The sequence below is a fragment of the Leptospiraceae bacterium genome (assembly GCA_015075105.1).
Classification (GTDB): Bacteria; Spirochaetota; Leptospiria; order Leptospirales; family Leptospiraceae; genus JABWCC01.
This window is the reverse complement of sequence record JABTUZ010000001.1, coordinates 932,718-945,734: the sequence shown is the minus strand read 5'-3', so window position 1 is coordinate 945,734 and position 13,017 is coordinate 932,718. Positions and strand designations below refer to the sequence as shown.

The 13,017-nt window shown below is 35.1% G+C and carries 12 protein-coding genes and 1 pseudogene; all 13 read right to left on the bottom strand.

Annotation, left to right across the window (positions count from 1 at the left end):
• Positions 1–2: 2 nt before the first annotated feature.
• The 13 genes and pseudogenes from gspN to HS129_04565 all read right to left on the bottom strand — a co-directional run bounded on the left by gspN (position 3) and on the right by HS129_04565 (position 12,989).
• Positions 3–956, bottom strand: coding sequence for a type II secretion system protein GspN (gspN, locus tag HS129_04625; protein MBE7411339.1), 954 nt, complete (start codon positions 954–956; stop codon positions 3–5).
• A complete protein-coding gene (locus HS129_04620) occupies positions 949–1,473 on the bottom strand; it encodes a hypothetical protein (GenBank protein ID MBE7411338.1) in 525 nt (174 codons plus the stop codon). The genes gspN and HS129_04620 overlap by 8 nt, the downstream gene beginning before the upstream one ends.
• A complete protein-coding gene (pilM, locus tag HS129_04615; protein MBE7411337.1) occupies positions 1,463–3,112 on the bottom strand; it encodes a pilus assembly protein PilM in 1,650 nt (549 codons plus the stop codon). Before pilM ends, HS129_04620 begins: the two co-directional genes overlap by 11 nt.
• Before the next feature lie 6 nt (positions 3,113–3,118).
• Positions 3,119–4,158, bottom strand: a pseudogene (locus tag HS129_04610) (general secretion pathway protein GspK).
• A gap of 16 nt (positions 4,159–4,174) precedes the next feature.
• Positions 4,175–4,813, bottom strand: a complete 639-nt coding sequence (locus HS129_04605) for a prepilin-type N-terminal cleavage/methylation domain-containing protein (GenBank protein ID MBE7411336.1) — start codon at positions 4,811–4,813, stop codon at positions 4,175–4,177.
• A 1-nt stretch (position 4,814) separates the two neighbouring features.
• Positions 4,815–5,351: a type II secretion system protein gene (locus tag HS129_04600; protein ID MBE7411335.1), complete on the bottom strand. Its 537-nt coding sequence runs from the start codon at positions 5,349–5,351 to the stop codon at positions 4,815–4,817.
• Positions 5,314–5,868 (bottom strand): prepilin-type N-terminal cleavage/methylation domain-containing protein, encoded by a 555-nt coding sequence (locus HS129_04595; GenBank protein MBE7411334.1) that lies wholly within the window; start codon positions 5,866–5,868, stop codon positions 5,314–5,316. Before HS129_04595 ends, HS129_04600 begins: the two co-directional genes overlap by 38 nt.
• Before the next feature lie 50 nt (positions 5,869–5,918).
• Positions 5,919–6,407 (bottom strand): type II secretion system major pseudopilin GspG, encoded by a 489-nt coding sequence (gspG, locus tag HS129_04590; protein ID MBE7411333.1) that lies wholly within the window; start codon positions 6,405–6,407, stop codon positions 5,919–5,921.
• Positions 6,408–6,426: 19 nt separating this feature from the next.
• Positions 6,427–7,653, bottom strand: coding sequence for a type II secretion system F family protein (locus HS129_04585; GenBank protein MBE7411332.1), 1,227 nt, complete (start codon positions 7,651–7,653; stop codon positions 6,427–6,429).
• A gap of 1 nt (position 7,654) precedes the next feature.
• Positions 7,655–9,334, bottom strand: a complete 1,680-nt coding sequence (gene gspE, locus HS129_04580) for a type II secretion system ATPase GspE (protein ID MBE7411331.1) — start codon at positions 9,332–9,334, stop codon at positions 7,655–7,657.
• Positions 9,331–11,103: a type II secretion system protein GspD gene (locus HS129_04575; GenBank protein MBE7411330.1), complete on the bottom strand. Its 1,773-nt coding sequence runs from the start codon at positions 11,101–11,103 to the stop codon at positions 9,331–9,333. Before HS129_04575 ends, gspE begins: the two co-directional genes overlap by 4 nt.
• Before the next feature lie 12 nt (positions 11,104–11,115).
• Positions 11,116–12,012, bottom strand: coding sequence for a general secretion pathway protein GspC (locus HS129_04570; protein MBE7411329.1), 897 nt, complete (start codon positions 12,010–12,012; stop codon positions 11,116–11,118).
• A gap of 68 nt (positions 12,013–12,080) precedes the next feature.
• Complete coding sequence (locus tag HS129_04565; GenBank protein ID MBE7411328.1) at positions 12,081–12,989, bottom strand: peptidoglycan DD-metalloendopeptidase family protein; 909 nt, start codon at positions 12,987–12,989, stop codon at positions 12,081–12,083.
• Positions 12,990–13,017: the final 28 nt, after the last annotated feature.

Sequence of the window (13,017 nt, the reverse complement as noted above, 5' to 3'; positions counted from 1 at the left end):
TACTATTTTGGTGGTGGAGGAGGTGGAATACTCGGATTGGCTGGAAACTCGTTTCCTGTTCCTAAGGGAAGATTCAACTTTGGCTGTTCCATAGTTCCTTGAATAGGTACACAAAAATCCGGGTTTCCTTTGCTAAAAACCTGCAACATATCAGATAAGTCTGGACGCTCAGCTGAAAAATTGGCACTGAGCTTAGGACATATTTCCAGATCAATTCTGGAGTTCCCCAAATTCCCAGTATATTCTATTTTTCCTTTAAATGAAAGCCTGCCAATTGAAGTATCCAAAATTCCTTTTTCGATCTGAAACCTTCCATTTTTTAGTTTTAAAATGATAGAAATATTTTTAATAGTAGTGTCTTTTAATTCACCAATCATTGGCAATATAGGTATTTTTACCAACATTCCATTGGTTGCCTGAATCGCTATATTTCCATTCAACTGACTCATCTCATCCCCAAGACCATTCAACTTCCCTTCCAATAGAATGCTTTTTATGTTTAGTGAAATTTCTTTCTTATCAAATTTAATAGAGTTTGCCTGAATGCTGCCTGAAAAAGATCCATAAATGGCTAAATTATAAAAACTAGAATTAATCTCAATTTCCTCAGATTTTAGTCCCAAACCATCAGGAGTCTGGATAGTCAAGGAATCTATGACCTTACTTCCAAAAATAGGAATTTTTAATTTTTTAAAATCAATGTAATACCCTTTTTGAGAGCTGACTTTGGAAATACTACTTCTTATAAATTCTTCTAAAGGAAAAAGCAATATAAAAAATATAAGAAAAGTTATAATCCCGCCAAAAATCAGAAGAATCTTTTGCTTTAAAGTTAGAGTAGTAACTGAATACTCATCTTCATCAAATTCGTCGTCTTCAATAGGAGGGGCTTCCTCGTTTTCCACATCTATAGAATTTGCAATTTCTTCTTGGATTTCTTCTTCTAACTTAGGCATTCTTCTTTCCTAATTTACTGTACGATGATAACTTTAAATTCACATCATAAATTTCTTTACCAGCAAATGGTTTACGAAAATTGATATAGTCAACCTTACTATTAATTTGCTTATTCACTTCAATATCATAAATTAATTTAATAACATCATTTAACGGAACAGAACGCAGACTAATATCAATAGTAATTTTGTTGTACTGTTTGAGTATAACTGTATTAGAATCTCTCATAGTAGATACTTTATCTTTTAGAGAATACCGAATCAAAATCTGATCTAACTTGGAATAAATTTGGCTTACATCCTCTTCAGGTCCTGATTTTAAAGATTTATAAAAGTGATAGTCTTTGATTAATTTATCAAGTTGAACTGAACTACCTCTCGATTCAACAATCTTTTCAGAAAGGTCGCTCCGAAATTCTGCTAATTTCCGAATTACGCTAAAAAATAATACTACAATTACTAATATAACTCCACCGATTACAAATAACTTTTCTCTTTCGTCTAATTTATTCAGCATTGCTATCCGACTTATTATTATTGTTTTTTTCTGATGAATTCACAACTTCAAGTTTTATTTTAAAACTTACTTTTAGCTTACTTACACCTTGAATCAACCTTTTATTCAAAACTTCAATATTTTTAAATTTTTTAGATTTCTCCAAAGAAGATTGAATCGTGCCAAGCTCGCTGAATTCATCGACTCTTCCGTAAATCTGCACTTCATTTCCGTCAAAAGTAAATTGATCCAAAGCAAAATTAAAGCTATCTTTAGAAGGAAAATTATTCGTTAAGTCAACTAAAATATCTAAAATACTGTCTTGGCTTAAAAACAACCGTACAATTTCTGAATTTTTTTGCTCTTTTTTTACTTCTCGAACCGCAAAATCCATTACATCGGTATCGGAAGGAGCCTCCATCCCAAATCCAGACTGAAACTTTTGAGCAAGTAGCTCATTACTTGCTTTAATTTTTCTTTTGTCTATGATAATCCCTACAAAAAATACTGTTATCAAAATAAAAAATGATATTCCGAGAAGTGCGAGATGAGTTTTGAAGTAACTCAGTTTTAATGAACTTTTATTTATGGTCTGTACATATTTTGTATTTAAGAAATCCATCTTCTCTGATTTTTTTAGAAGATAGTGGTATCCGGTTCCAAGACAAGTTGTGTAACTTTCCTCTTTCAACTCTAAAAAATCATATTTTTTTACACTAATTCCAATTTTGTCCGATAGGAATTTTTCTGTACCTGGGAGCAAAGACCCGCCTCCAGACAAATAAATCACTTCCGGTTTCTCGGAATCAAATAGAGCAAAAATACTTCTAGCCACTTCTTCTGCAACCTCGTCTAATGAAGAGTGTAATATTTGTAGTAATTGTTTAAAATTTTGATTTGTGAGTTTAAACTTTTTTAAAAAAGCTTGTTTCAAGTCTTCATCAATTTCATTTATATTAAACGTGATAGAAGTTTTTAATTCTTCGGCATCGTGTAGCTCTATTTTTAATAAGTCAGATATTTTTTGAGTAATGTATTCTCCACCCGCAGCAAAAAATCTTGAGTGGGTTAGCTTACCATCCGAGATAGAATTGAATATAGTTATTTTCCCACCTATATCAACCTGACCAACTTTTTCAGAATGAATGGCTCCCCCTTGGTGTTTTGTAATTACAGAACTCAACACAAAAGAATCTATAGACATAGATTTTAGCTGTGTTTCAGTTCTAAGAAATGGAGTAATTGCTTTTTGTAATTCAGAATGGTGGGCGCTAAATGTTATTACATTAGAATTTTCATCTTCTATTTTCCAGATATTGCCCAATACTTCCATAGTTTCAACAGGAAATGGAATTTGATTTTCTACCTCAAAAGGAATAATTTCTCGAACTGCCTTCTCTGTGCCAAGCGGAACTACAAGATCCCTAATAAACAATTTTTCAATAGGTAGATTAATCAAAAAATTTGTTTCTTCAGGAAAAAAACTCTGAATGAATCGAACAATATTGTATTCATACTCATCCCCTTCACTTTCTTCCAATCGGACAATTTTTAGAGTCTCATTCCGTAAAATAGTTACCCCACCTAAAAATTGTTTATACAAAATACCTTTTATAAAAGTAGTACCGTAGTCTATGGCTAAGTATTGATCAAAAAACACGAATGACTAATCCTCTGAATAAAATAACATCTGATCATTTGCCAGATCAAACAAACAAGTGATTCTTCGAGTCACTTTATTGTTTATGATTCCTACTCCAACTATTTTATAAATATCGCCCTTAGTTTTTATCCGTCCGCCGGAAACGTCTGTCCCCTCCCCGGCTAACTCTTTGTACAGGGTAAACCCACCAGAAGTTTTAACCTGAAACTCCGGTAGAGGCTCTAAGTCTTTTATTTCCTTGATATACCCGCCTTTCTCCAATTTCAACTTTAAAAGTCTCATAGACGCTTGTCTTGTCATAAAATCGGATAGGGACATAAGTATATGATAGGGCGCTCCATTTATATTAATCCTTTCATCCGAGGTGTCCTTGAATGGAAGATAGGCAGTGACATTATTTGCCAATATAAAGTCTTTATCTGTCAAGAGAACTTTTTCTTCTTCGGTTTGAAAAGAAGTAGATTTATTTGTATCGTAACCCGCAGGCTTGAGCGATTCGTACACATTTTTTCTTGTAAAACCTTTCACTGATAGCAATTCTGATAAAGAATACATAGGTGCATTTTTTATTTTACGTGGTGGTTTTAAGCCGGAGTAATAATAAATTTCGGCTCCACCTCCCATTTCTTGGGAATTTTCATCTATCCAATCAATAATCGGAAAAATCATTTCTTTTTTTAGTCCAAGCTGCTCAAAAAGCCTTGTAGTCATTTCTTGAGTTCTTGCGTTTGGCTGATTATCATACATTTTAATAAGCGAATTTAAATTTATTTTTCCGTCTTCGGGAGATAATTTATAATAAATTACGCCACCTCCAAGAGGAATAGGTGGAGGGTCTAAAGCAATCCCGGATTGATACAGAACTTCTTCCGGGATTTTTTTTAAAGCACTGAGTCCTCCTGAAATCCAGCCTCTGACAATCTTTCGATAAAGCCCTCGGATTCAGATTTAGCCATTTTGAATTCTGTCATCCTGTCACTTGCAAATTTATTTGAAGTCAAAAAAGAGGCTGTACCTATACCCATCACGAGCATAATAACCATCGCACCTTTTCTATTCTTATTTGAAATATATGCCCGGGTACGCAAGTGTTTCAAACCTCAATTCTTGTCTTACGACTTTTACAATCAATTCCAGACGGATTAGCTTTGGAACTTTCTGTAATTCTTTGGAATCCCAATCGTCCTGCCATTTATCTCCTCTAAGAGAATACTTTATCTGAAAACTTTTCACATAATCTAAAAGTATGTGTTCTACTCCACCCTTGTCTGGATTGATGTCAACCATTTCATCTTCTCTTCTAATTAAATAATAGTAGTCTGATTCATTTGGCATTTTCCTAAGAAAAAAAGATACTTCTCTGACTGAAGGAGTGCCGGTTTCTTCTGAGTTTGGATGGTTTGCTGCAAAGGTGACTCGATCTTTTCTGTTGTTTGGTCCACCTTCTCCCTTTGCAAAAAAAATCAATCTCCTCTGACCTGAAAGAAAAAAAGTTTGAGAAAATGTAGATCGTAAATTTTCGAGTGCGTAAAATACGTCTTTTCTTTGTGCCCCGCCTTTCATCTCTGAGCCTTGTGAAATTTTTAGTGCTGCGTAATATGCCCCGAATACTCCAGTAAACAATACTCCTAAAATCATGACTACGACCGCAAGCTCAATTAAATTCACACCTCTTCTTAATTTTAGAGTAGTATTCATTTTAGAATTTTGATGCCTTGAAAGTTTCTGCAGTATAGGATTCTTCACCGTAACCGGAGGGATAAATAATTTTCACCTTAATATGAAAAACTTTTATAATTCCCCCGGTTTCTAATCCTTGGGACTTCCCTCTTTTTTTCATTAGGCTATTCATCTTGTCTTCACTGCCAAGTAAATCAGAAGGTCTCCCTTTTGAATCTTTATTATTTTTTTCTCCCTTTGCAAGTTTTAGCAAGTCTAGCTCTTCTTCCTTGATCTCAGTTTCAAATTTATACCCTCTATAACCCGGAATCTCTCCTTTAGAAGAATCGGTTTCTAATCTTACAGCAGAGTCGATTTGTGCCATTTTGATTTTTGCTAATTGTACCGCATTGGTGAAATCAGATGCTTTTTTTTGCATAGTAATTCCATTGCTTATTAGTGAATACGACCAGACCATGGCAGAACCTGCAATAGCAAGTGCAATTGCAACTTCGATTAACGAAAATCCTCTGCGTAATTTATAACTCTTCAGCAAAACCTTCTTCCTTTCCCATATCGGATTGAGTTCCGGCACCTGTGGTCCTGTTTACTTCCCCATCTTTTAATACAATCTTCCCTCTATATTTATAGACTAAAATAGTTTTTCTTATTTTTGTTTCATCTCCGATATGAATATTGTAATCGCCTGCAGTTCCGTTATGGGTAAATGGTATCCTTAATTTACCTGACTCGTATTTCATCCCTCTTAAATCAGTAATGTCTACAATTGAACTGTAGGAGGGTAATTTTCCTGATTCTAAAATCTTTTTTTCTTCTACTCCCTCTTCCTTTCTATTCAATTTATAAGCTGTGTATTTATCTTCTTCAATATCTATTTCCAAGATAACAGTCTGATTATTTAAAATAGCTGTCTCGTAACAAAACTGAATTGCAGATTTTAACTTTTCAGAAGTATCTGCAACAGACGGACGAATCAAGTTGGCAAGGCTCGAAATAACCATAGACATCAAAAGTCCAATAATGGAAATCACAACCGCTAATTCAACGAGCGTAAGACCTTTGCGGTATCTCATTTCAATAAAAATTGCTTTTTATTTTTTAAACAAAAAGCAATTTATGGGATTTATTTTTTGCGGAATGCCTGCGGGTATGTATTTTCATCCCTAATATTAAAATCAGCGTCCTTCCCTTCACCACCATCTTTTTTGTCCTTCCCTAAGGTAACGATCATATAATCATCGCTATTCGGATCTTTTTTCAACTGATATGGTGTGCCCCAAGGATCCAAGATTGCATTTTTTTTATTTAGAATTGGTCTCCAGTCCTCTGGTACATCTCCGGTAGTAGGTTTTTCCACTAATGCAGAAAGTCCTTGCTCCTCGCTTGGATACTTCCCATATTTTTCTGCATACCTTTCGAGTTGCATTGCAAGCTCATTTGCATCTTTCCTGAGTTTCAATGAGGCAGTATCATCCTTCAATTCGCCAGGATTTATATTTAGAGCAACCAAAGTAATGATCGAGCCCATAATCAATACAACAACCGCAAGCTCAACTAAAGTTAAACCCTTTCTAAATCTACGGTTTACTTTTTTAAAAATATTCTTTTTCATTTTTCCCTCTTTTGTTATATTATAGATTCTGTATTTCTTTTGTCAATTTGTACATTGGAGTCATAATCGCTGCCATAATAGTAAAAATAAGTCCACCCATCACCACGATCATAATTGGCTCAAGACTTTGTGTCATTGATTTGACTGCATTATTGACCTCTTCGTCAAAAATATCTGCCAGTTTATTCATCATTTCAGGAACTTTATCGGAAATTTCACCGGCTGAAATCATTCCTATGACCATTGGAGATAAAATCTTGGAATCAAAAAATGAATCCGATAATTTCCCCCCTTCTTTAATTTTTTCTATTGCAGTTGCAATCTCAGTCTGAAAAATATGGTTGTTTACAATTCTGGACACTATTTGAAGAGAAGTAATTAAAGGAACTCTATTGGTAAGTAAAACTCCCAAGTTTCTTGTGAAGCTACTTATCAATACTTTTTGGAATAGTGTTCCAAAAATAGGAATTTTTAAAACAAAAACATCCCACTTTTTCTTCCCTTTTTCAGAATTTTTAAAACGAATAAATGAATATATAGAGCCACCGAACCCCAAAATTAAAAGCCACCAATAATTGATAATCAAATTGGATAAACCAATTACAATCCTTGTAATCAATGGAAGTTTTGCATCAAACTGAGCAAATAATTCCTGAATCTGAGGAATAACAACTGCAAGTAAAAATACAGCTACAAAAAGAGATAGGGCTCCCATAATCATAGGATAAATCATTGCTACCTGTACTTTCGATTTTAATTCTGTGGCAGCCTCTTCTAAATCTGCTAAACGATTTAGAGTAGTTTCGTACTCACCTGTTTTTTCTCCCACTGATACCAAAGACGGGTATTGAGAAGGAAAAATATCCGGGTGTTTTTCCATTGCACCTGAAAGCGAACTGCCCTCCGTAATTGCCCCCCGAATTTCAATAATCACTTTTTTAAAAAATTCATTTTCAATTTGGTCAATAATATTTCCAAGAGATTTATCAAGTGGAATTCCTGCTCCGAGTAAAGTACCTAATTGACGAGCAAATAATCCTACTTCTTTTCTTGGAATTCTGTAGAGTAATTTAGATAAAAAAGGAAACAACTCTCTGTCTTTCTTTTCTTTGTCCTCTGTTATGGTTCTAACATAGAGGCCTTTGGCTTTTAATTTATTTCTTGCTCCTTGTAGATTACTCGCATCAACGATTCCTTTTTCTTCTTTTCCTTTTTTACTAAATGCGACGTAAGTATATAGCGGCATATCAACATACCCTTAGAACTTCATCAGGAGTTGTAACTCCTTCTATGATTTTAAATTTCCCGTATTCCCGCAAAGGAATCATTCCGGTTTTCAAAGCCACTTCATTAATCTTATTCGCATCTGCACCGGATAAAATTGTTGATTTAACATCGTTGTTCATTACTAGCAACTCGTAAATCCCGCTTCTTCCCTTAAACCCTGTTCCCATACATGCAGAACACCCTTCACCGTGATAGAGTACACCATCTTTCAATTCTTTTGAAGAAATCCCAATCGAATCTAATACTTTAGACGAAGGTTTGTAGGCTTTCTTACACTGCTTGCAAATAACTCGAACTAACCTTTGAGCGATGAACCCAAGAACAGTAGAAGTAATCAGATAGGTCTCTATACCCATGTCCACTAATCTTGTAACGGCAGAGGCTGCGTCATTTGTATGAAGTGTAGAAAATACTAAATGGCCTGTAAGAGACGCTTGAATTGCGATCCTTGCAGTTTCTTCGTCTCGAATCTCTCCTACCATTACAATATCCGGATCTTGACGAAGGATTGCTCTTAAACCTGTAGCAAAAGTCAGACCAATCTTTTCCTGCATCTGCATCTGGCTAATCCCGTCGATCTGGTATTCCACAGGGTCTTCACAAGTAATGATATTTCTTTCAACCGTATTCAATTCTGAAAGTGCGGAATAGAGTGTAGTAGATTTACCAGAGCCTGTTGGTCCAGTTACTAAAATAATTCCATGGGGTTGGTAAATTAATTTCTTAAAATTGTCCATGATGATTTTGTTGAAGCCCATTGTGTCAAGAGAGTATTTCTGATCAGTTTTATTCAAGAGCCTCATCACAACTCTCTCACCGTATTGACAAGGTATAGTAGAAACCCGGATATCTACATCTTTTCCGGCGAGGCGAATTTTAATTCTACCATCTTGGGGCAGCCTATTTTCAGCGATATTTAGATTGGACATGATCTTGATTCTAGAGATGATCCCGGCTTGATATGATTTAGGAGGAGACAATACCTTGTGTAAAATTCCATCCACCCTATAACGTACTACTACAGATTTCTCGTAAGGCTCAATATGTATATCAGATGCTCTTTCTGTTACGGCTTGAGACAAAATCACGTTCACCATCTTAATGATAGGCGCTTCATTGGAGAGGTCTAAAGATTCATTTTCAAAACTTTCTGCAAGGCTACCGAGTTCACCTTCTACCATCTCGTCCATCAACTCTTTTGCATCCGAAGAGGATGTATCAAAATGTTGATGAATCACTCTCATGATTTCCGGCTCAGGAGTTAGAACAAATTCTACAGTATATCCTTTTAAAAATATACGAATATCGTCCATCGGATGAAGGTCGGTTGGGTCACTGATTGCAATTTTTATCCTTGTACCTTCTAACAAAAAAGGCACAATTTTACTTTTCTGAATTAATTTTAAAGGGATATTTCTATAAACTTCTTCAAAATTTTTAAAATCCAATTTATCAAGGAAGTCCATACCATGAAGTTTCGCAAGAGACTTCATAATGTCAATTTCTCCGGCAAGACCTTTCTTTTGAATGATTTGGCTTAGAGGTAAATTATTTTTCTTCTGTACTTTGAGAGTTTCCGCTAAATCTTTCTCTGTAATAATCCCGTCTTCAACGAGAACTTCACCGAGTGTTTTTCTCATCTGAGTTTCCTGTCTCTTTCCTCTTCCAATCTTTCCTGTTCTTCCTTTTTCTCGCCCGTGATCCGATCTGATTTTAATCTGGAATCAAGAATATGCGGAGTAAGAAAAACCATTAGATTTGTTCTTTTCAATTGAGTTGTAGTTCTCCTGAAAAAATTTCCAAGAATAGGTATATCTCCAAGCAAAGGGATCTTGGTAATTTTCTTCTGTTTGTCGTTTGAAATAAGTCCACCGATTACGATTGTTTGAGTATTTTCGACTGTAATTGTAGTCTTCACATCTCTTTTATTAAAAATCGGGTTGCCGCCTTGGGTAGGGAGCCCTGCAATATTTTTAATTTCTTGAAATAGATCCAATGTGATCTTATCGTTTTTATTTATATGAGGTGTGAATTTTAACTTAATTCCTGTAGGACGGTATTCATAATTATCGACAGTAACTGCGTTGTCCCCACCGAGACCTGCATTTCTACTCTGAGTTCTGACCGGCACGTCCTGACCCACGTTTATCTCTGCCTCTTGGTTGTCTATGGTCAATACTTGCGGTGCCGAGAGTACATTAAAATTTTCATTTGTAGAATTTGCATTCAAGATACCAATGATTTGCTCTCCACCTCTTCTTAAAAATCCAAGAGAGAAACCAGTCAAAGTATTTACGTTTGTAGGTTGACCCTTACTATTTAAAATCCCACCCTGTGCGGCAAGACCTGAGTTAAACTGACTGTATGCCTGCTTTTGGTATCTCCAATCTATACCAAAGTCATTCAAATCGTTGGATGTCAATTCTACGATCAACACTTCAAGTAGAACCTGCTTTCTTGGCATATCTAAAATTTTTATGATTCTTTTTATCTCATTCCATTCTGAATTGGTCGCTGTTACAATAATTGAATTGGAATCCTTGTGAGCAACTGCTTTCATCTTTTCTACTTTTGCCTGTGGAGCCGGTGTGCCAGGGGGCTTGGTAGGGTCTGTTACCTGTGGAGCTTCAACAGTTGGATTGTCTAACTTAACCAAGATAGAAGCTAATTTTTCTGCTTCGTTGTATTCCAAGGTATAAATATGAATGTCCCCTGCGGTAGCAGTAAGCCCAGGCCCCTCTATTCTTTGGTCGATTTTAATTATCATCTTAAGAAGTTTATTAATATCTGTGGATGAGCCGGATAGGACTACGGTGTTCGATGTTCTATATACGATTACATCCGTATCAGGAGAAGTTACTCTTTTTAATAATGGCTCAAGCTCTGCAGCATTCGTATTTAATATAGGTACAATTTGAGTAATGATTTTATTAGAATACGCTTCCTCCGATGGGATCAATTCTCTTCCGACTCGAACTGTAGGAGATTTTGCAAGAGCGTCTTTGATTCTAACTACTTTAATCAAGTCATTTTCTTCAATTAGTGCAAAGCCCTGAACTTCCAGAACTGATTTCATAAAAGAGTAAGCATCTTTTACATTTACTTTCTTTTGGGATATGATCGTAATTTTTTTTCCTTTGATTGTATCATCCACTAAAATATTTTTCTTAATAATGGCGCTCATGCCTTTTAGAAAATCTTTGATTTCAGTGTTTCTCCAATCAGCAGTAAAACTAATAGATCCGTCTTTAGATTTAGAAAGTTTTCCTGCATTCGGATTTGTTTTTTCTTCCGACTCTTTAGAATTCACCGACTCTGTTCCGGGATCTTGAGAAAATATATCAAAACTTAAAATTCCAAATATAAGTATAATATAAAAGATTTGATTCAAGGTGTTTGTTTTTTTCATATCTGCCAAATTTTAATTTCTAATAATAAACTCATAAGTAATAATTTTTCCACTTCTTTCAATATCTACCGTAATTTTTTGTGCACTTTTAATATTATTCCACATCTCAAGCATTTTACCGGTATCATTTAAAGGCATTCCGTTTACCCTTTTTACTATATCACCACTTCTTGCCCCTAAGGAATAAAAAATATGATTACTTGATACTTGGTATAATTTGTATCCGTCAATTTTCCCTGAAACTAAATTAGGTCCAAATTTTGCATCTTTATAAATCAGTGCTGGATCTTTTAATTTTGCATTAACGTCTTCTCTTGAAAGAATTTTCTTTACAGTTCCAGTAGAAGCTAATTCATCCTTAGGAGTAGATTCAGCCTTCCCTGTTACCCTTTGACGAGCTACTTGAATAGTTTCACCAATTTCAACTTTTAAATTCAAGCCATTTTTTTCTAAAACTACAAAATGTTGACCTATAGAATGAATTTTATACCCTTGGATTTTTCCTCCAATCGGATACTCTTCACTTTCATCCTTCCCCTTCTCTAAGATTGTTACTCTGGCAAATGAAGGATGACCACTAATTGTCCCTGTAACAAGCATTTCATCAGAGTTAGAATCTTCAGCTTCACCCGGAGCACCTGTAGAAAACTTGGAATCGGATGCCGAAATAATCTGACCACGAATTAAATTCCCTTGGACTACGTCTTCATAGACACTCAAGGATTTCATAGCTTCACCTTGGCTTACTGTAATATTATTCTCTGATTGCAGTGCTACCTGTTGACCCGGATTCAAAAAAACAATAACGATAGATCGAATTAAATACGCCAATGAATAAGTAAAGAATAATACTATAGGTAACAACACAAGAAAATTGTTTTTCTGTAGCCTTAGAAGAATAAAATTCATTTCAACCTGTACATTGAAATTTCATGGTTTGTGTGTCATGTATTTTTTTATTTCATTTTAGAAAAGAATCATAGTTTTGCTACAGAATTTGTGACTTTTGATGTATAGATTTCTACTTTTTTCAATGCCTTTTCGGGATTCATGTATCTTCCGTTAAGAGTTACTTCAAAATGTAGGTGGGATCCTGTGGCTGTTCCAGTTCTTCCTACCCGTGCAATTACTTTTCCCATTTTTACTTTATCTCCAACTTTGGCAAAAATATCTGCACAGTGAGCATAGGCTGTTCTATAGCCATTTTTGTGGCGAATGATTATAATATTTCCATAGCCGCCATTTCTTCCGGTGAATTCCACAACTCCGTCTGCCGAGGCAATGACCGGTGAGCCTATCTCAACCGCTAAATCTAACCCGGTATGGTAATTTTTTTTGTAGTCATTGAATGGATCTCTTCGACCACCAAATCGGGAAGAAATCCTTGGGTTTTGCACAGGCAAGGCAAATACTTTTACTTTGGTAACTCTGGAATAAGAGCCCGTCGGAACAACAATCGGGATTTTCAACAACTGTCCTTTCTTTAATTTAGTTGATTTTAAACGATTGGTTTTTTGTATTTTTTTGGTGGAAACTCGAAATTTTTTAGCGACCCCATCCAATGTCTCGTTATCGCCTACCTTATATTTTTCGATCCCTGCTTTAGTATTTCTTACAATTTTTGTAGATAGAATATTGGAAACTCGGATAGAATTGGGAAGTCTCTGGTATCCGTATTGACTTTTTTCTGAGTTTTCAGACGAATTATCTGAATTATTTTCTTCAAATGAAAACATTTCTTTAATCTTGGATTCCTCTGAGTCAAAAAATGAGGAATTTTCTTTTTCCGTGTATTCACTGATCTCTGTATCTATTTGCCCGGTAGAATCAGGAAAAAGTTTTGAAACTAAGAAAAATATAAATATTATATAAAAAATTCGCTGCATATAATTCTATCATCGGATTTGTGAATTG